Consider the following 19,556-nt stretch of genomic DNA (forward strand, 5'->3'; position numbering starts at 1 on the left):
TTCCACTGTTTTTAAAAGTCATTTTTACACATTCAAAAAAGGAAAAATCCTTTGGCACGCTTAAATGCCAAAGGATTTTTTTCATGTCAGACAATCTGTAACCGCTTATGGGTTTATACCTTTATTTGTTTGAATTTGATTCATCATATTCCATTTCGACGGCACTTATTTCACTTCTGCCGGCTTTGTTTCCCGATACATTCATGCCGACTCGAGGTGCTCTGTCCCAACGCGGCAGCCAGGGCGCCTGGATTGAAACGGTATGTGCCGCAGCGCTTGTTTTTTCGCCTGTTATATTCCAGCTTAATTCATAAAAACGGCCTTTGCGGCTTTGCAGTTTCAGCCGAACATGATCGTATTTCTCTGGAATTTCCTGTGTTTTGATCACTTCAAAAACGCCTTCTTTTACCTGCCATAATGTAATTTCATGATTTTGGATTCCATAACCCAAAGCATTGTTTGCGTCTCCGTAAATAACAATGTTCTGCTTCAGGTCTTTACTGGTTTTTACTTCTGCGGAGAAAGTGTAATCCCCTTTTTTTACCGTTAACCCAATAAAATTACCGGCTGGAATCGGGTTGCTGTTTTCAATCTGAATGGAACCGTTTTGCTCGGAAAATACCGGTTTCGGGAAACTTACATCATAAACCCAGGGAAATCCAACCCTTTTTTTATCAGCCTTGTCCATCGGTTTTGAACTGGCCACGACTCGTGCAGTAACCGGCATTTCCGCCTGAACCGGAGGCGTTTTACCGTATCTGAATACCGGCCATCCGGTGGCGTCGTCCCATGTAAGTTCACTTAGTAAGCCCTGTCTGCCGGTAAATGTAAAATCGGTTCCGCTGTATGCATGATGCAGATAAAAATACCGGTTATCCGGCGTCGTCACCACCGTTCCATGTCCCGGACATTTCCAGGATGAATCGCCAGAAAGAACCGGATTTCCTTCGTATTTCGTCCAGGGTCCGGTGAGCTTTTCAGCCCTTGCAAACCCGACCTGATAATCACATTTGTCCCCGCAGCAGGCATTTCCGGAATAAAGCATGTACCAGTATTTTCCTCTTTTGAGAATGGCCTGTCCTTCTGCTCCGCCGGATTCCCAGCCTTCGGGGTCGGCCTTTATCAAACTGAATTCCTTGCCTGTGACTTTCAGGCCGTCATCCGAGAGTTCGGCGCCCAGGATTTCAATTTCCCGGCCTTTGTCCAGCCCGTATGCTTTCCATGTGATGTACAATTTTCCATTGTCTTCAACAACAAATGCATCAATGGCTTCTTTTGTCCATTCAATAATGACACCGTGATCCTGAAATCCTTTTTTCAGATCTTTTGTGCTGGCAACACCTATAAACGACTGTTTGTCCGCTTTGCGGCGGGCAGTATAGTAAACATAGAAAGTACCGTTGCGGAAAAACAGCTCGGGAGCCCAGTAGCTTCCCATCGTCCATTCCGGCAAGTCGGCAAATACGGGTCCGACGTATTGCCAGTCAGTCAGGTTCTTCGAGCTGTACACAGGGTAGGCCGGGCCCCATTCCGAAGAGGTTCCGCAGGCATAGTACGTGTCGCCGACGCGGATAACGGAAGGGTCTGCAAAGTCGCCGGGAATCACCGGGTTTTTGTATGTGGAAACGGGGCTGTGGCCGGACTGCTGGGCAAAAATTTTTCCGGAACATACGGACAACAGAGATAAAAGGACGAGTGAAAATTTCCACTTTTTCATGAATTGGCTGAATTGCTGAATGACGTCGGTTAAAATAAGGTTGTAAAATAGCAGGAACAAGGTTTAACAAAAGGACATAAAGCCCCAAATCTAACCGGATCGGTTCTGGAACCGGCGGCCAGCATATCCAAAACGGTTTAATAGTTATACGCCAATGACTTGACCAACCAGCATCTTACATCATGTATTTCAGATTTGTAATGGATCGGACAACAAAAAACCTTTCTGATCATGCCGCTTCCATTCAGAAAGCCGGCGAGATCAGAAAGGCCGGTACCAGCTGACTACCTTTTTTACAGCAGTTCCGAATCAGTGTCAGCGCACTTTTATGAAACGCAGGTTCCGGCTCTGGTCTCCGGAAGTTATTTTGAGAATGTAATGCCCGTCCGCAAGACCGGAAATATTGATTTTACTGCTGTTCTGGCCTTTTTTCAGGCTTTGCTGCGCCGAAGACACCCGAATGCCGGCCATGTTGTAAATATCAAAATCAGCATGGCCGGCTACCCGCGAGTTGTAAGATACATCCATGTAATCCTTTGCCGGGTTTGGCGCAACAACCATTTTGTAAATGTAGCTGAACTCAACAGAAATGATCCTGCTTTTGCTGAATGTGCCATCTGCATCCACCTGTTTTAACTGGTAATAATTGATGCCCGCGCGTGGGTTGGCGTCCACAAACTTGTATTCGCCGGCACGCTGTTCGGTCAGTGCCAGTTTTCCGATTACTTCGGAAGTTTTTGCCAGTTCATCCAGGCGTAAAATTTCAAAGCCTTCGCCATTCTGCTCGGAAACGACCGTCCAGGAAAGCTCAACTCCTTTTTCCAATGCAGTTCCCTGAAAGCTTACGATATGGATCGGCAGCGGTTCAGCTACGCTGAAGCTCTGGCTGCTTACGCTGGATATGCAATCGCCGCCCTGTATTTCCATGGTATAATTCCCTGGTGCCAGGGAAGCAAAGTTGACGTCTACGTTTGCGCTTGTCAGCTGCGGTGTTCTTGCGGACCTCACCGTGGTACCGTTGGATTTGATTCTCCAGTCAATGATAGGAACGCCGTTTCCGTGAAAAGAAAAGCGCAGGGAAGTCTGGGTAATATTGGAAATAGACAGAAGACTGGGACCGGCCAGACAGTTAACCGGCCCTGTACTGATTGTAAATGACTTGGTACTGACGCTGGAGACACAATCCCCGCCCTCGATTTCCAGTACGTAATTGCCGCCTGCAAGCGAAGCAAAACGGATGTCAACGGTATTGCTGGCGAGCTGGCCGGTTTTTGCCGAACGGACCACGGTACCATTGGATTTGATTCTCCAGTCTATGTTGGGAACGCCGCTTCCGGAATAGGTAAAGCGCAATGCCGTTTGTGAAATATTGCTGATCGTTCCAAGGGTCGGGCCGGATGCACAGTCTGGCGTTTCGCCTACAATCGAATCCGGGTATTTCGGCGCATCGCCCCAGAAGCAGCTTTGGATTTCCAGATAGTTTAACTGAAAACCCAGATTCGGGTTCATAAAACTGCCGTTTTCACCTGCAAGGGTTTGTTGGATAAGCCCCATGGAAAGTGCATTCGGATCATAATTGGAGTTTTCCCTGCGAAAATTGATCCGCAGCAGGCCATCAATAATTCTTGCATACTGGTAGGTTTTTACGCGGTCAGTGCCGATATAAGTTCCAAGGAGCAGATTGTCGGTAATCAGCTTGTTGTTGCAAGGAATTGCATTGCCAATGGCCGGTTTCAGATAACCGGTTGACATGGTGCTCGGATCAATTGCATTGACGCAATGGTTTATGACATCATTTCCCTGAGTATTGTTCGGGAACCGGTTGGTGTCCAGATGCAGCAATATGGCTGTATTGTCAAATGCAGAATTGATCCGCGAAGGATCGCTGTTTCCATTCCACCGGATATAAATCCTGTTTTCATGAATGATTGTATATACGCCTTTTCCCATAAAATTGCCAAGAAATTCATCATGGGTCCAGGTTCTTCCGCCGCAGATGACCTGTGAAGCCACAGCAGTCTGGTTTTCAGAAAGCTTGTTATCCGATTTAGCCGCAACAAGGCCGAGCAGGCCGCATACATAAGCTATTTTGAGTAAAAATTTCATATACTTTGTAGTAAAGGTTAATAGATATAAAAAGGATTGTCGTTCGGAAACAAAAGACCGTTCAGAAATAAGCAGAGTCGGTAATGATTTGATAATCAATCAATGTTTGGATTGTACGTTAAAATAATCAGAAGAAATGCAAAATTTGAATAATTTTCCTTTGAAATGTAGTAATATTTCTAATTTTTTTATAAATAAGTAGAATATATATTATTGAACAATTTGGTTTGTGCAACGTCGTCCGGGAGTGTATCCGAAGTAGAAAGGAAAGATATATGCACAAGAAAAACCCTGCAAAACAATTCTGCAGGGTTTTTCTTATGTACAAGGAGCGTAATTTACCTAGCGCTTTTTTCTATGGTCTTATAAAAATCAGAAAGTATTTCGTCTCTCTTAAAATTTTCCCAGATTCCTATTTTTTTGCTGCTCTGGGTCTGGCCAGTCCATTTGTTACCGGATAGAACAGGCGCACCGATGATCGTTTTAGCAGCCCAGTCCGGATTTTTTACAATGGCTACCGCAGCCATATCATACAAAGCGCGGGAAGGCGGGTTGCCATGCAGATCGGCATGTGCAAAGAGATCAGCAGAGTAATCGCCAAACGTCACGAAACTGTTTCCATGACGCCCTGGCACTGCATCAGCCACTTTTATACCTTTGCCTTTCAGCCGCGCACTGATTTCTGCAGGTGTAACCCAAACCGCTGCCGTTCCTGAAGGTTTTCCGTTTCTGACAACGGCCATTTCAAAAGGCGCTTCGGATTGAATAACCGGGTAAACGGATGTAGTATCGTTATCCAGATTGTATTCACCGGCATCCGGATAGTTGGAGCCCAGCCATACGATCCGGATTTTACCAGCGATTTCAGGTGCTTTTTTCAAAGCCAGAGCAATGTTGGTCAGCTTTCCGATCGGTAAGAGCACAAGCGGACGGGTATCGCTGGATTTTGCGCTTTTTATGATGAAGTCAACAGCCTCTTTTCCGTCATAATCCGCTTCATTGACGTGGTTTTGGATATCAGCATAATTCCCCGACGCACCTTTGTAGATTGGAACATCATGGTATGCATTGCATAGTTTTGCTACTCTTACTGCTTCGTCGTAATGGCCTTTCAGCGTGCCTCCGTTTCTTGTATTGTTAATCGTGATGCCTTCCAGATCAAATTGATCACGGCTGAAAAAAGCATAGGCAAGTGCATGCTGATCGTCGAGTTCATTGTTGGCATCCGAGTCAATGATGAGGCGGATCTTTTCCGGTTTCTCCGAAAAGTCAGTAGATGCTGAACGGTTTTCTGATGACGAACGGACATTTACAAAAAACAGTATGCCGAGTAATAAGTAATGCATTGAAATAGCAAGGTTATGAAGGATTATTTATCTGGCGGCAATCAAAATTCCCAGCCCGGTCATGTAACAAATCAGCATGGCATTCAGGATCAGCGAGGTTCCTTTCGGCGCATTCCGGAATTCTTTCCAGACTGCAATACCCCAGATCGCAGCGATTACCGTGGCACCCTGTCCGAGGCCGTAGGAAATTGCCGGTCCCGCCTGCCCGGAAGCAAGAATATTACAGCTCATGCCAATACACCAGATGGCGCCGCCCAGCATGCCCATCAGATGGTTCCGGAAAGTTCCTGCGAAGTACTGTCGGTAATATACGGGTGAACCTTCCACGGACTTTTTCATAATGATGGAATTAAACAGAAAGTTGCTCAGGAAAACACCGGCGGCAAAAAAGAAAACAGCCGAATACGGACTGAGCTTGCCAGCCTGCGGAACAGTAAAATCGGCAAACATGGAGGCGGCAACGTATTTGTAAAAAAATCCCATCAATATGCCCGCAGCAACCGAAAAAAGCAATCCGCGTACCGACATGCCTTTTGCCCGGCCTGTATTCCGGCGGTATGCATAAGCGTTCAGGATGATGGCGGCAACGATCAGTGCAACGCCAGTAAAAAGCAGCGACGAATTACCGACCGGGTTATCCATATAATTGACAATCACGCCCCAAACCAGCGCAATGCCAATACCCACCGGAAAAGCGACCGACATGCCTGCCACTGCAATGGCCGTGACCAGCAGAATATTGGCAGCATTGAAAATAATCCCGCCCAGCATGGCATGCCCGACGGATTCCAGACTTGCCTGACTGATATCTTCCAGAAAGGGACGTCCCTGATCTCCGCTGCTGCCGAAAGTCAGGCCCATCAAAGTTGCAATGATCAAAATTCCGGCAACATAATCCCAGTAAAAAAGCTCGAAACGCCACGTTCCCGCTGCCAGTTTTTGGGTATTTGCCCAGGAACCCCAGCAAATCATGGTAATCACACAGAAAATAACGGCGGACGTATAACTTTCGATAATAAACATGCGCTGGGAAATTGATTTCAGTTCTTGCTTCTGATCCTTTACCCAAAAGGCTCCCGTTCTGAATTTTACCCAATCATTTATACAAATATTTACAGGGAACCGGATGATAGAAGGCGTTTTGCAGGCAATGTTTTCAATTCTGTTTTTTACCAATCGGGACAAGAAATCCTGCATGAGCCGAAATTCCGCGCACATAAATGGAAGATGAATTGCCGCTACGATGGCCGTATATATCTGTAAAGCCATAATGGTATCGTCCTTCTGCAAGGATGGTAAAACTGCCTGCCGGATATGCAACACCCGCACCCGCCACAAGCCCGATGTCCCATTTTCTCACTCCCAAATCACCCGTGTAACGCTCTTCTGTTTCAAGCTGATCCGTAATCTGGCCATTGTAATACTGGATCACTTTTGTCTTTGCATGCATCGGTTTTGCAAGAAACCTTGCTTCCGGCCCGAAGGAAAACAGGGCCCGCAGTTTTCTCAGATGCGGTTTGTACTGAAGCAGCGCAGGGATTTCAATATAATTCAGGAATATTCTGGACGTATAATCCCGTATGTAATTGGGTGCGGTTTGTGTTTCTGAAATCCGGGTGCTCCATTGCGCATAGCCGGGCTCGACCTGAATACTGAACAAAGGATTAACGGCATAATGGAACAACACGGCAAAGCCCGGGGCTGTGGTTGTCTTATAATCAGGAACCGTATTTTGAGTACCCATATGTGCAAAATGAACGCCGCCGCGCAGGCCGGCACTCAGCTGCGCCCGGGAGCTGGTTGTGAAAGTAAGTACAAGCAGCATAAAAGGAATGATCCGCAACAGTAATTTCAACATTTTCATGGTTTGTTTTCCTGGTGTAAAATGCTATTGCCTGCACAAAAAGCGTGCAAACCGGTCAAGGCGGATTTTCTGCTGGTAAAATATCCATAATAAATCCCGTTTTCAATCCTTGGTTTTTTATTTGTTTGGTGTTTTAACAGGCTGGACTATGCAGAAACGAAACGATTTTCCAGCATTGTTTTAGGAACAAGGTATTGTGATGACAATAAAATTGGATTGTATTAAAATCCAGGTAATGTCAACACTTGGTTACTTTAATTAAAACCGGAATCAAGAGTTTTAAACAGCTATTATTTCTGTTCTACGGCTTTGTGTTAATGCCATGTTTTGATGTTTTAAATTTAATTGAATGCAGTATTTGCAATACAGTTGAATAAAAAAATGAAAACCGGAATAACGGGCTTAATACATTGCCTTGAATCTTTATTACAAACCCTCAGCGTATACAATGCTGAATGCCGAATTCAATTAATCGGAAAAGTTAAAGCAGGTTTTGTTTTGGCATGTAAATAAAATACGTAATATACAGTCTGAAAACGGCCGTTTTCAGGTACCAGAAAGTATGAAGGTAAAACTCAACCAGTCTTTAAAAGAAACAGTATGGATGGCAAGAAGCAGATTAATGTCAGTAAAATTATTGGATATATATTGTTAACCCCGCCGGTAATCAGCGTCTTAGCTTTCATGATTGAAATATTTCTTGATAAAAACCTGCTGAGGAATGTTGTCCGGATTGGTGTATGGAACGGATTTGTTGCCGAGTCCGGCCAGGCTGCTTATACAACAGCATTGCCTTTTTATTTCGGGTTGATGGCCATTGCAGGTGCTTATCTTGTGAAAGACAATTCGGGTAGTTCCTGGAATAAATAGCTGAATCTGCCCGCTTTGCAGCAGTAACTGAAGCTTAAATAAAAGTGTTGTTTTTGCCCGCGAATGACTGATGGAACCGGCAGATAAAATACTTGCCGGTTCCTGAAATCACATTCAAATAGATTAATTCCACGCGTCGTTTCAGATGCAAATTCCTTCTTGTTGCCGTTTAATAAAATTTTGGAATATTACAATATCCTTCGTAATCAGGTAACACATCAAACACTTTATTTTTGGCGAAAAATTACAGAATGTTCCGGTAACCAATTGGTTTTAAGAATTACTGTATGTTGTTAAACAATTCACTCATTTCTAATTATCAGTGATGAAAATCAACTTTTACTTCCGCCTCATTTTACTTTGTCTTTTTCCTGAACTGTTATCCGCAGCCACGATCATTTATGTGAATCCTTCTGCCGCTGGCAGCAATAATGGCAGCAGCTGGGCCAACGCCTACACCAGTTTGTCCACAGCACTTGCTTCTGCGGTAAACGGAAATGAAATCTGGGTAAAAAAAGGAGTATACAAGCCAGTTACTTTGTTTGATGTAAATGGAAACGGCGCCACGGAACCACGCGAAGCCACTTTCAGAATTCCTTCTGGCGTTGCCTTGTACGGCGGCTTTGCCGGCACTGAAGTCAATAGAAATGATCGGAATTTCCTGACGAATGTCACCGTTCTGAGCGGCGACATTGACAATAATGATCTGAATGCGGACGAAAATTCCATCGCTGAAAATACAGGCCAGATCGTTGGCAGTAATGCCTATCATGTTATTTATACCAATAATGTCGACGCCGCTACAAGGCTGGATGGCTTTGTGGTGACTGCTGGGCAGGCCATGAGCGCCGCCGCGATCACCGATGCCAATCAGGATGGCGGCGGCTGGTACAATCAGCTGAGCGGAGCCATAAACGCCAGCAGCCCGACCCTTGTCAATTCCACATTCCGGGGGAACTATGCAGCTTCCGAAGGCGGGGCTTTTTTCTGCAACGGCGCACCCACCGGCGGAACTGTCACCTCGCTGATCGAAAATTGCAAATTCATTGCCAACAAATCGAATGTTGCAGGCGGTGCTATCAATATCGGCTCGTTCAATGCCGGCAATTACCAGCCACAGATCAGGAAATCGGAATTCAAGGAAAATGAAGCGTACAGGCGCGGCGGGGCCATTTACCTGGTTGGCGACCATGCAGTACTTGACTCCGTCTGTTTCCGCTCCAACAAAGTGACAGCTGTTTCGCCGGACAACAGTACGCTTCCGGGATCAGGCGGAGGCGTAGGTATGGTGGCATCCAACGCCGGTTTTACAAACTGTTTCTTTTTTGGCAATACAACTACAGGCAATCCGACCGGTGCATTTGAAGGCGGCGGAGGCGGAGCCGTGTACATGACTTCAAACCGATCTCAGACAGAAATACTTGGTGTTTCAGCGCCTAAATTCGTTAACTGCGGCTTTTATGGCAACAGTGCGAGCGGCAATGTTACGGCATGGGGCGGTGCCGCCGTACACCTGAGCGATGCGGGCAAGCTGCAACCAAGTTATGTGGGCTGTGTTTTTTCAGGCAATCAGGCTGCGGATCAAGGCGGCGCGATAGCCAATTTTGTCCGGGTCATGGGCTTGGAAGGAGACGGAAGCTACATGCCGGAACTGACGCCGGCAATCACCAACTGTACTTTTACCGGAAACAATGCAGGCAAAAACGGAGGTGCCATTTACAATCAGGGATACATTATTGATAAACTGGAATTCCTGCATACTTATGTTGAAAATTCTATATTATGGGGAAATACTGCAGGTGTAAGCGGGGCACAGATTTCATCGACGGGCATTATAGATGTATCTTACTCACTTGTTCAGGGTTCGGGCGGAAGCGGCGCATGGAACGGCACTGCCGGAACCGATCAAGGCGGTAACATCGATACCGATCCGGGATTTGTGAATGCTGCCGATCCGGACGGAGCAGATAATGTTGCAGGGACTTCGGATGACGGCCTGCGGCTGAATGCAGCGGCAGCTCCGGTGGACAAAGGCAATAATGCAGCAGATGGCCTGGTGGGTATTGCCACGGATTATGCCGGTGCAGCGAGAATACAGGGCAGTAAAGTTGATATGGGCGCTTATGAACGTGCCGGAGTTGTCAGCAACTATCCTGTCAAATACTGGCTTAAAGACTGGCGGCCAAGCAAGCCGGTCTGCCTGAATTGTCCGTGGGCATTTCTGTTTAATGAAAAAGTACTTCAGAAATTTGTCTGGGAAGGAAAAGCACAGTTGGTGGATAACGGAAAAACGGCCGTCATAACAGGAAGAATCGTTCATCGCGAAAACAAGGATATTGGTTTTGACGTGTACTTCAAGCTGATTTATAAGCATGACTGGAAAAGCTGGAGTGCCAAAGGAAGAACGTATACGGCACTGAGTAAGGCTTCCATTGAGTCAGCCGCCAAAAACCACAAAGACTGGCTGTTCTGGGAGCTGAGCAACGAAAGTTACCTGAAAGGCACAGGCGATCTTTCCGGTAAACTTTTTATTGCGCATTCACCAACCAACCGGAGTACAGGCTTTCAGCTAGGTGTTGGCGCAAATGGCTGGGATGAAGACTTCGGAATGAGCGGATCGTTCAAATACAAAGGCACGCTGATGTACCGAAGGGCAAAGTTCAGTGTAAATGGCATTGCCTACATGAATGTGGACGCCGGAAAACAAAAGAATGAGCGGAGCCGGCTGGCTGAATTTACTGAAACTGCAGAAAGTGCAAACGCATCCAGCAGCATACAAGGCATGATGGTTTATCCGAATCCGGTCAAAGATCAGCTGAATATTGTGACCAGGGAAGCAAGCCGGTATGATGTACAACTGATTCGAATGGACGGCACCGTTGCAAAGCAATTGAGTGCAGGCGCAGACAACGGCATCATCAGCGTATCCGTACAAGGAATGACACCGGGCAGCTATATTCTTCAGTTGACAGGTGATGATGCAAGAACGGAAACGCAGAAGATTGTTATTGTGGAATAAAGCACTCGTTCAGGATTAGCTTGTTTATCCAGCTTTCTGAAAAACGCAGCATATTGTAACCGAGTAAACAAAAAATGCTTTACGCATCAGTGAAAATCAAATCTGCTGGTGCATAAAGCATTTTTTTTGATCGGTGAAAACAAAGATTGATCCATACCCTTTCCATTGCACGAAAAACATATTTCACAACATCCTCATGAAACCTATCTCAATAATGATCTGCATGCTGATTGGCTTGTACGCATGCCGGCAAAACAGCAATGAACTTGCCGGGAATGTAGTGGAGCTTCCGGTTACATTTGTGGAGGGGTTCGGGCCTTTCGGTTCCAGCTACGGAGTGCTTGCGGCAGAATACACGCTCGACAATGCAGGCGGTGCGGGCTGGGTGAAAACATACTTGCCGGTTCGTGGCATTCCGGAAAAGTGGAAAAAGGTTGTCAGGTCGATGGTCGTGCTGGATTATAAGCAACTGGTTTACCAGAACTTTTTTCAGGGAAATATTGATTCGAGTATGTATTTTGATTTGCAGAAAAGCTGGGATTGGGAGCCGGACTCCACACGTTTATCCAGACTTCCTGTGCGTTGTTATGTATATGTAATCAGAGGCATGGATGAATCCGGAAAAACAGCCGTCATGATCGATTCCAATAACAATCTCGATTTTGCGGATGAAGTCCCTTTTTATCCTGAAACTGCGTCCAAGCAGGATACATTAAGGTATTACAAAAAATCGCATCGCATCGAGTTCGACGTTTTCAGAGATGGCAAAGTACTGGTTTCGCATGTTCCGATGGTGATCAAGCATTTGCCGGAGAATCCGTCCCAGACAACTTTTCTTTATTCTTTTCCGCAATATGCCGAAGCGGTCATAAAGGTTTCAGGTCAGGAGTATCCGATAGCTTTTAACAATGGCTTTACTGCTCCGGCTACAGATGAAGATACAGAACTGCTGCTGGTTGACAGGAACCAGCCGGAAAAGTCAACGGAGAAAGTAAGTCTCGGGCATGGGATTGCCGTTGGCGAGTTCATCGATTTTGGAACCGGCAATAGTAAGAAAAGATACAAGAACCTTGGGTACAATCCGCAACGGGGTGTTTTGCAGTTACAAGGCGGATCTATAGCAGCCAGCAGCTATTCGACACAGCCCGGATTTCTGTTCAGATCTTTTTCCGGAAATGAATTTACAAGCGGCAAACCCGTTTCCTTGGAAGATTTTAAAGGTAAATACCTCTTTGTTGATTTCTGGGGAACGTGGTGCAAGCCTTGTGTCGAGGAATTTCCTGCATTGACCAGCTTATACCAGCAGATCAACAAGGAAGAGATTGCGTTTCTGGGAATTGCCAGCGAGGATACACCTGAAAGTCTGGGCCGTTTTCTGAAGAAAAGGCTGGTTCCATGGCCACTGGTTCTTTCCGACAGCATTAACAAAATCATAGAGACTTATAATATAGATATGTTCCCGTCCAACTTTATCATCGGGCCGGATGGCAGGATCGTTGCAAAAAATCTGCATAAAGAAAAACTTGAAAATAAATTCCGTGAATTGGGAGTTTTGCGTTAGCCGGGCAAACTGACCGGCAGCGAAATTATTACGGCCGCATTGTTCGCATGCCGACGCATTTGACTAGAACACAGATGGTCTCATTCTTTTCAATTCAAAATGGAAGGATCTTTGACGGTGTATTTATTTACATGTTCCCGGTTCCATTCCTTCAGTTGGTTGCTGACGAATTTAAGCTTGTATTCCTCATCCGCATCACTTTTGTAACCCAGTACTTCCACCGGATTTCCGTAAGCATCATTGGACGAAGAAGTAATCATGTATTTATTGCCGAGTAAATGAATGACTTCCTCTTTGGTCATTCCAATCTTTACAAGTCTCATATTTTCGTTTGTTTTCCAGGCTATGTTGTTGGAAATACATGCATTCAGAAAGCATGCAGCCAGAAAGAACAACAGCAGTTTGATGGTTTTCATGGATTTGAAAATAGAATGGGAGACATAAAATGAAGCAGTCTGATCCTCATTTAACTGCCGGTTACAAACATAGCAAATTTGTATCGGTTTGCATTTCCGAATGCATCAAATCCTGATTTCCTGCAACAAATCCCATCCCTTCTTGCGACTGTTATAGACAGAAGTCCATAAAAGTTTTTGATGACAGGCAACCGTTTGGTCTTCCGGAATATTATTACCATAGTTTATCCATAAAGACCTTGATTACACTTTCCATCATTCATGAAGCCCAGAACAAAAATGTTTGTGCACAACGGATATTGTTCGATTGCTATGGAAAGATGCTGTACAGGCTGGCCCGAAGGTATATTCCGGACACCGTGAAGGCAGAAGATGCAGTGGCAGAAGCCGTGTTTGTTATTTTTCAGAAAATGCATACCTGCCGTTTTGTTGCCATTCCGCCTTTTGAAATGTGGATGAAAAGAATTGTTGTGAATGAATGTCTGAAAGTCCTGAAAAAGGAAAAGCGGTTTAAAATCATCACGGATGCCGAAGAAGAGTCCGGTTACGTCGATGATGCAACTATTGACAACTTGTCAGCTGAAGAGATTTTCAGGGTTATCGAAGCGTTGCCTGTCGGTTACCGTACGGTTTTCAACCTTTACGAGATCGAAGGATACTCGCATGCGGAAATAGCCGAGTTGCTGGGAATCAGCACCGGAACTTCCAAGTCGCAGCTGAGCAAGGCAAAAAGTCTGTTACAAAAGAGGATTATTGAACTGGACCCGGTTTATGCAAAACGAAAGGTTGTTTAAAAAAATCAAGCAAACAGCTGAGCGCCCGTCCGCTGCACCCGAGGACTGGAATGCTGAAAAGATCTGGGCGAAAATAGAACAGCGCCAGCAGAACAATCCGTTCAGCCGGTGGATGCCATACGCAGCAGCCTCCGCCGTTTTTATTCTTGGCTTGGCGGCATTGATTTTCATTCATCTGAAAGAAGATTCACGGGCAAATATTCATAAAAACAACATCGCGGCAACAGGTCATAAAGCATATCCGCCTCAGAATCAGAAGCTATTAAAAGGCAATGCCGCTGACTCGGCCGATGGTAAAAGTTTTGTAGCCGAACACGAGGAAAGAAGTAGAACGATACACAAGGCTATCCGGCAAAAACGTACCGGAAGTGCACATAAAATTGTAAACAAGCCGGAAATTAACGTAAATCCGTCCGGAATTGATTCAGTGCATGTATTTGCGGATGCCGGAATTCTGGAAAAGGAGCCGGCTTTGGAAGCAGTCGTTCCTCCGCCGCATGATACCCTTGCGCCGCTGCTTCAGATGTTCGAACATGCGAAAAGAGTCAGGGAAGAGCGCAGGATGATCGTCAGGCTGGAAGAAAAAAACAGGTCCGTGGATTTGTTGTTTTTTGATCATCCTGCATTTATTGAGCACCATCCGGGCCGCGAACCCAGACTTTTCCTGCAAAAAAGATAAAGAACCACATTTCAACAGTCATGTACTTTTAAGATGAAAAACCGTACCCTGTTTCATTTCATTTTCGCAGCTTTGTTTATGAATGCCGCTGTTCATGCACAAGCCAACCTTCCAACCGGTCCATTCAGGATTGGTTATACTAATGTCGATGTAGTACTGAGCCGGCTGCCGGAAAGCAAAGTCATGCAAAGTGAGCTTGAAGTAAACAAAGCACAGCTTGAAAAAGCCATAAATGAAACGGTAAAGGAATTTCAGGAAAAACTGGCTGCATACCAGAAAGACGGAGCGCAAATGAGCGACGTTATCCGTGCCGACAAGGAAAAAGAACTGGAAAGTCTGCAAGCCAGGGTTCAGGAATCAAGGGCCAGTGCGGAGCAATCGCTGCATCACAAGCAGCAGCAGTTGATTGAGCCTATTTTTAAAAAGATTAATGCTGCCATTCAGGAAGTTGGCAAGGAAAACGGTTTTGTTTACATCTTTAATATGGATGCCGGGCAAGGCACCATTCCGTTCATTTTATTTACAGCTTCGGAAGAAAACAATGTGACCGGCCTGATTCTGAAAAAGCTAGGCGTCGATCCGGACAAAACGGATACAGCTGCTGCAAAAGAGTAAGCTGCATCTCGGATGATGTAAGTCAATGCGGCATGCGTTTATGTGAATTCCGGAAGCATTTCATTATTTGCATATGATACAACGCTTTGCTGAATCCTTTGAAATCCTTAATTTTGAGGATGGAGCAATTTGAAATGATAACCCGGGGCGACCGAAGCATGCCGGAACTGCTGATATCGCCAACCCAGTTCCGCTTCTCTGTTATCGGGGATAACCAGTGCACGCTGGCGTCGTACAACCGTCGTGATTACTACAAGATTTCCCTCGTGCTCAAAGGTCGCAGCCGCCTGCTGTATGCACACCGGGGCATTGACATTCCGGCGCCGGCGTTGGTTTTTACCAATCCGCTGATTCCTTATTCGTGGGAAAGCGGTGACGAAAGCCCGGCCGGGTTCTTTTGCATTTTCAGCGATACGTTCCTGCATACAGGCGGCAGAATGGAAAATCTTCAGGAATCCCCGCTCTTCAAAGTCGGGGGAGAACCCATTTATCTGCTGAACCAGCATCAGACCGATTACCTGCAAAGTATTTTTGAAAGGATGAAACTGGAAGCGGACGGAGAGTATGTTTTCAAGAATGATATTATCCGTAACCAGCTGAGCCTGATTATTCACGAGGCGATCAAGATGCAGCCGGCCATGGCTTATTTTGTACCCGCAAACGCTTCCGAACGCATTGCGCAGCTTTTTCTGAATCTGTTGGAAAAACAATTTCCCGTGGATTCATCCGACAAAATGCTGCCTCTGAAACGTGCCGGCGATTACGCGGCCCAGCTTTCTGTACATGTCAATCATCTGAATGCGGCCGTGCAGGAAGTAACGGGCAAGTCTACAACGATGCATATCAACGAACGTCTGCTTGCGGAGGCCAAGTCGCTGCTCATCTATACCGAGTGGAGCGTGGGCGATATTGCTTTCAGCCTCGGTTTTGAATATGCATCCTACTTCAACAACTTCTTTAAAAAGCATTCCGGCATCACACCTTTGGCTTTTCGCAAATCACTTTGAAAAGTATAAAAATCCGTTTGAAACGTTTAGCCGCCTGACTCAATCATCCGCCTACATTTGCTCCTGTCAAAAACAAAAAACAGAAGTAAAATGAAAAGAACCAGATTAGGAAGTCAGGGCCTTGAAGTGCCTGTACAGGGACTGGGCTGTATGGGCATGACCACCATTGCAGGCGGAAACATTTACGGACTTGCCGACGAAAAAGAATCCATTGCCACCATCCACCGCGCACTTGAACTGGGAATTGATTTCCTGGACACGGCCGATCTCTACGGACCGCTGCTGAATGAACGGCTTGTTGCAAAAGCAATCCGGGGCAATCGCGATGCATTTACCGTTGCGACCAAGTTCGGATTTGAAATTGACGATCACGAACAGCTGACATGGGCCATAAACGGCCGTCCGGAATATGTTGCCAAATCAATAGATCGTTCATTGCGGAACCTGGGAACAGATTACATTGATCTATATTACCTGCACCGCGTTGACCCGCAGACTCCGATTGAAGAGACAGTGGGAGCAATGGGCGAACTGGTGAAATCCGGAAAAGTAAAATACATCGGCCTTTCGGAAGTATCTGCAGAAACGCTGCGCAAGGCACATGCGGTTCACCCCATCACAGCCGTTCAAACCGAGTATTCGCTTTTTGAACGCGAGCCGGAAGTGAATGGCATCATGGATGCAACAGAAGAACTGGGCGTTGGTTTTGTTGCTTATTCGCCGCTGGGCCGCGGATTTCTCAGCGGTCAGTTGAAATCACCGGATGATTTTGAAGAAAATGATTTTCGACGCGGCATACCGCGCTTTCAGGGAGAAAATTTTTACAAAAACCTGGAATTGCTGAAAGAAATCAACAAGATAGCTGAAAGAAAACAGGTTACGCCTTCACAGCTTGCACTTGCATGGGTAATGGTGAAAGGTGTGGTTTCCATACCCGGAACAAAACGGATCAGATATATCGAGGAAAATGCATCTGCTGGAGAAATTACCTTTTCAACGGAAGAGCTGGCCGCACTGGAATCCATTGTCGAAGTCGGGACAACGGCAGGAAACCGTTATGACGCAGGTATGATGACGCTGGTGAATGGCTGAATCAAAAGTTTCACATGCAGCCGGTGGAAATTGGCTGCATGTGAGATATAGCATGTGAAAAGTGGACAGTAAAACCCGCAGGGTTTTTTTAAAATGCAATTCAGTCCGGGTTGATCATTACTGCTTTACGATTTTGCCGAAGCGGAACGTATTTCCCTGTTTTAAGTGGTAAATGTATGTTCCGGCTGCCAGATGATGGCCGTTAAACTCGATCCGGTAAGTTCCGGCAGACTGAATTTGGTCTACCAGAACAGCTTGCTTTTGCCCATGGATTGTGTACACGGTCAGGTTTACGATTGTGGTTTCCGGCAGCTCGTAGGCAATGGTTGTGCTCTGCTGAAAAGGATTCGGGTAAGCAACAGCAGGATAATCGGCTTTGGAGTAGATTGTTTCAGGTTCCTTTTCTCCATTTCGTGCCAGGCTGTTTGCTCTTGGAAGTTCCGGGTATTCCGACCTGAAACTGACGGAAAGGTAATCTATGTTCGGGCCGCTGTCACCGATCGCAGTAAGCCTGATTTTGTGGGTTCCCGGCTGTAGATACACTTTGGCTCCGGAGTAAAATGCCCAGTTGTTCCAGCTGTTTGTAGGAATAAAAGTAGTTATTTCAACAAGTTCATTGTCCGCAGTCAGGCGCATGGAGCGTGCACCATTGCTTCCGTTGGAAAACTGAAAACCCAATGTATAGGTGCCGGGTAACTCCGTCCGGATGGTCCATTCGATATAATCATGCTTCGGATTGATAAAGTCAACATAACTTTTGCCGCTATATCCGTTATGGTCTCTTGCTGGCTGTGCGCCATAGAGTTTGGCTTCTTCTGCTTCCTGGTTCCGGATTTCCGGCTGCGCCACGGCAAACACAAGATAATTCATTCTGGAACCTTCGGCTGGCGCTTCCATATTGGCCCCCAGAATAAATGGGCGCGGATACTGGTGCCAGTAATCAACCGACTTGCTGTAAATTTCCATTTCATTGGACCCGGGATCAGTCGTGCGGATCAAATCGCCTGTTTTGTGCCAGCTTCTTAACCACGACGGCAAGGCGGCGGCCCTTTTATCATAGGCAATGTAAACGATGGCCGACTTTTTAATGAAAGTGGTCAGCCATGCCGTTTGTGTTTCATTTTTGTCCTGATTAGCCATCTGGATGAAGGATGCACCTTGTAAATAGGAGGGAGCCGAAGTAATGCGGTAGTCACGATCTGTATACATGATGCTTCCGGTGCGCATTTTGGTAACCTGATAAGGTATTTCCCTGGCGTTGGAAACCTGCGTGATCAGATTGTCTTCTTCCGTTTTTTCCGGAACCGGCGGTTTGATGCCCTGAGGAACACGCACTTCTATCCAGTCTACATAAAATTGATCGCCGGCAGTTTGTGTGGATACCATCCAGCCAAAGTGCCCGAGCTGCTTGAAGGTAATGTCAATGGTTTCCAGATCCGGTTTGGAACGGTATCCGGCACCCCGGTTGAGGAAAACCTGGATCAATCCGCTTTTGTAATGGGCTATTTTAAACTTATACCATTGGGTCTTGGTAAGTTCAGGGTAAATACTGATCTCATCCAGGACTTTGGGGTGATAAACATTATCCGTAGCCAGACCCAATACCAGTTGTCCGCCCGTATCCGGACTGTAACTGAGCACATACGCTTTTTGCTCCGTTGCATCTGCCTGTCCGAAAATAAGCCTGAATTCACGCCAGTAGCTTCCATTCAAGCCCATCGCAGCTGTTTCTATAACGTATGATTCTGCATTGTGCTTCTCGGCCGTGATCAGAGAGCCGGCATCGAACGGATTGTAGGCAGCGCCATTTAAAACAGACCAGGTTTCATCGGCATTCCAGTTTGTACCGAGTACGTTTCCATTGAAATCATCTCTTAAAAGGACCTGTTCTGATTGTGCAAACAAGGGTTGCATGCCCATACAGAGCATCATTAACCCGAATAGCATGTTGCGGCAAATGCAATGCAGCGGTTGGAAATGTAGTGTTTGTTTCATTTGGATATAGAGGATAAATTATTAGTATTCAATTGTATTAAAACAGGCACATTACTTATCAGGCCATTTGTTCTGCTATTACCACAAATAGTTACAGTGCAAATACTAAAATTACAAATTAACTTGAAGTTATTATCAAAATTTGTTTGTAACAATATAAAAACAATTCTACTATAAATTTTCTGTCGGCTTTTACGAGAGGGTTATGGTATCTATGTCCATGGGAAAAATCACTTCAAGATCTTCCATCAGCCATCCATCAATTTGCAGTAATCAAAGCGGCTGCTGTTGATGAACGCAGTTATTGTTCTTTTTTATTCCGATCTTAAATTTTGGTATATAAAAACTTTTATGCACCCAAAAAAATATTGTAAGACATTATCAGCCAATTATTTGAATGGCTTTTTTATCGGTTGATAAATAATTATGCCTGAGTTAAACTGAAACAAAAACCTTCTGTCAATGCAGTTTGTTG

The 19,556-nt window shown here is 45.7% G+C and carries 15 protein-coding genes; 8 read left to right on the plus strand and 7 right to left on the minus strand.

Going from position 1 to position 19,556, the window contains the following annotated elements:
• Positions 1-121: 121 nt before the first annotated feature.
• The 5 genes from FEM55_RS16820 to FEM55_RS16840 all read right to left on the minus strand — a co-directional run bounded on the left by FEM55_RS16820 (position 122) and on the right by FEM55_RS16840 (position 7,027).
• Positions 122-1,717, minus strand: a complete 1,596-nt coding sequence (locus FEM55_RS16820; protein ID WP_138282492.1) for a glycoside hydrolase family 43 protein — start codon at positions 1,715-1,717, stop codon at positions 122-124.
• A 315-nt stretch (positions 1,718-2,032) separates the two neighbouring features.
• The gene (locus tag FEM55_RS16825; RefSeq protein WP_138282493.1) at positions 2,033-3,823 is read right to left on the minus strand and encodes a T9SS type A sorting domain-containing protein; all 1,791 of its coding nucleotides are present in this window, start codon (positions 3,821-3,823) and stop codon (positions 2,033-2,035) included.
• A gap of 338 nt (positions 3,824-4,161) precedes the next feature.
• A complete protein-coding gene (locus FEM55_RS16830; protein ID WP_138282494.1) occupies positions 4,162-5,169 on the minus strand; it encodes a nucleoside hydrolase in 1,008 nt (335 codons plus the stop codon).
• 27 nt (positions 5,170-5,196) lie between these two features.
• Positions 5,197-6,192 carry a GRP family sugar transporter gene (locus FEM55_RS16835; RefSeq protein WP_138282495.1) on the minus strand — a complete coding sequence of 332 codons (996 nt, stop codon included), beginning with the start codon at positions 6,190-6,192 and terminating at the stop codon, positions 5,197-5,199.
• Positions 6,193-6,325: 133 nt separating this feature from the next.
• Positions 6,326-7,027 carry a porin family protein gene (locus FEM55_RS16840; protein ID WP_171036588.1) on the minus strand — a complete coding sequence of 234 codons (702 nt, stop codon included), beginning with the start codon at positions 7,025-7,027 and terminating at the stop codon, positions 6,326-6,328.
• A gap of 690 nt (positions 7,028-7,717) precedes the next feature.
• Here FEM55_RS16840 and FEM55_RS16845 point away from each other — a divergent pair.
• The 3 genes from FEM55_RS16845 to FEM55_RS16855 all read left to right on the plus strand — a co-directional run bounded on the left by FEM55_RS16845 (position 7,718) and on the right by FEM55_RS16855 (position 12,483).
• Entirely contained in the window at positions 7,718-7,903 is a 186-nt protein-coding gene (locus FEM55_RS16845; RefSeq protein WP_138282497.1) for a hypothetical protein, read from the plus strand.
• 325 nt (positions 7,904-8,228) lie between these two features.
• Entirely contained in the window at positions 8,229-10,922 is a 2,694-nt protein-coding gene (locus FEM55_RS16850; RefSeq protein ID WP_138282498.1) for an SP85-like N-terminal domain-containing protein, read from the plus strand.
• A 196-nt stretch (positions 10,923-11,118) separates the two neighbouring features.
• The gene (locus tag FEM55_RS16855) at positions 11,119-12,483 is read left to right on the plus strand and encodes a peroxiredoxin family protein (RefSeq protein ID WP_138282499.1); all 1,365 of its coding nucleotides are present in this window, start codon (positions 11,119-11,121) and stop codon (positions 12,481-12,483) included.
• A gap of 89 nt (positions 12,484-12,572) precedes the next feature.
• Here the strand turns inward: FEM55_RS16855 and FEM55_RS16860 are convergent, their stop codons facing one another.
• Positions 12,573-12,899 (minus strand): hypothetical protein, encoded by a 327-nt coding sequence (locus FEM55_RS16860; RefSeq protein WP_138282500.1) that lies wholly within the window; start codon positions 12,897-12,899, stop codon positions 12,573-12,575.
• 239 nt (positions 12,900-13,138) lie between these two features.
• Between FEM55_RS16860 and FEM55_RS16865 the strand changes: the two genes are divergently transcribed.
• From FEM55_RS16865 to FEM55_RS16885, 5 genes are all read left to right on the plus strand, one after another.
• Positions 13,139-13,693, plus strand: a complete 555-nt coding sequence (locus tag FEM55_RS16865; RefSeq protein ID WP_138282501.1) for an RNA polymerase sigma factor — start codon at positions 13,139-13,141, stop codon at positions 13,691-13,693.
• On the plus strand, positions 13,671-14,372 hold the full coding sequence (locus tag FEM55_RS16870) for a hypothetical protein (RefSeq protein ID WP_138282502.1): 702 nt from the start codon (positions 13,671-13,673) through the stop codon (positions 14,370-14,372). The genes FEM55_RS16865 and FEM55_RS16870 overlap by 23 nt, the downstream gene beginning before the upstream one ends.
• A gap of 33 nt (positions 14,373-14,405) precedes the next feature.
• Positions 14,406-14,987, plus strand: a complete 582-nt coding sequence (locus tag FEM55_RS16875) for an OmpH/Skp family outer membrane protein (RefSeq protein ID WP_138282503.1) — start codon at positions 14,406-14,408, stop codon at positions 14,985-14,987.
• Positions 14,988-15,106: 119 nt separating this feature from the next.
• Positions 15,107-15,994, plus strand: a complete 888-nt coding sequence (locus FEM55_RS16880) for a helix-turn-helix domain-containing protein (RefSeq protein ID WP_138282504.1) — start codon at positions 15,107-15,109, stop codon at positions 15,992-15,994.
• Positions 15,995-16,084: 90 nt separating this feature from the next.
• Positions 16,085-17,086, plus strand: coding sequence for an aldo/keto reductase (locus tag FEM55_RS16885; protein WP_138282505.1), 1,002 nt, complete (start codon positions 16,085-16,087; stop codon positions 17,084-17,086).
• 117 nt (positions 17,087-17,203) lie between these two features.
• Here the strand turns inward: FEM55_RS16885 and FEM55_RS16890 are convergent, their stop codons facing one another.
• Positions 17,204-19,081 (minus strand): T9SS type A sorting domain-containing protein, encoded by a 1,878-nt coding sequence (locus FEM55_RS16890; RefSeq protein ID WP_138282506.1) that lies wholly within the window; start codon positions 19,079-19,081, stop codon positions 17,204-17,206.
• Positions 19,082-19,556 lie beyond the last annotated feature (475 nt).

The sequence above is a fragment of the Dyadobacter sediminis genome, from assembly GCF_005860765.1.
In the GTDB taxonomy this organism is placed as follows: domain Bacteria; phylum Bacteroidota; class Bacteroidia; order Cytophagales; family Spirosomataceae; genus Dyadobacter; species Dyadobacter sediminis.

Excerpts from the sequence above, each read along its gene's own strand:
- FEM55_RS16820 (WP_138282492.1), bottom strand. The coding sequence starts at position 1,717 with ATGAAAAAGTGGAAATTTTCACTCGTCCTTTTATCTCTGTTGTCCGTA.
- FEM55_RS16860 (WP_138282500.1), bottom strand. The coding sequence starts at position 12,899 with ATGAAAACCATCAAACTGCTGTTGTTCTTTCTGGCTGCATGCTTTCTG.
- FEM55_RS16855 (WP_138282499.1), top strand. The coding sequence starts at position 11,119 with ATGAAACCTATCTCAATAATGATCTGCATGCTGATTGGCTTGTACGCA.
- FEM55_RS16880 (WP_138282504.1), top strand. The coding sequence starts at position 15,107 with ATGGAGCAATTTGAAATGATAACCCGGGGCGACCGAAGCATGCCGGAA.
- FEM55_RS16830 (WP_138282494.1), bottom strand. The coding sequence starts at position 5,169 with ATGCATTACTTATTACTCGGCATACTGTTTTTTGTAAATGTCCGTTCG.
- FEM55_RS16835 (WP_138282495.1), bottom strand. The coding sequence starts at position 6,192 with ATGTTTATTATCGAAAGTTATACGTCCGCCGTTATTTTCTGTGTGATT.
- FEM55_RS16885 (WP_138282505.1), top strand. The coding sequence starts at position 16,085 with ATGAAAAGAACCAGATTAGGAAGTCAGGGCCTTGAAGTGCCTGTACAG.
- FEM55_RS16870 (WP_138282502.1), top strand. The coding sequence starts at position 13,671 with ATGCAAAACGAAAGGTTGTTTAAAAAAATCAAGCAAACAGCTGAGCGC.
- FEM55_RS16845 (WP_138282497.1), top strand. The coding sequence starts at position 7,718 with ATGATTGAAATATTTCTTGATAAAAACCTGCTGAGGAATGTTGTCCGG.
- FEM55_RS16825 (WP_138282493.1), bottom strand. The coding sequence starts at position 3,823 with ATGAAATTTTTACTCAAAATAGCTTATGTATGCGGCCTGCTCGGCCTT.
- FEM55_RS16850 (WP_138282498.1), top strand. The coding sequence starts at position 8,229 with ATGAAAATCAACTTTTACTTCCGCCTCATTTTACTTTGTCTTTTTCCT.
- FEM55_RS16875 (WP_138282503.1), top strand. The coding sequence starts at position 14,406 with ATGAAAAACCGTACCCTGTTTCATTTCATTTTCGCAGCTTTGTTTATG.
- FEM55_RS16840 (WP_171036588.1), bottom strand. The coding sequence starts at position 7,027 with ATGTTGAAATTACTGTTGCGGATCATTCCTTTTATGCTGCTTGTACTT.
- FEM55_RS16890 (WP_138282506.1), bottom strand. The coding sequence starts at position 19,081 with ATGAAACAAACACTACATTTCCAACCGCTGCATTGCATTTGCCGCAAC.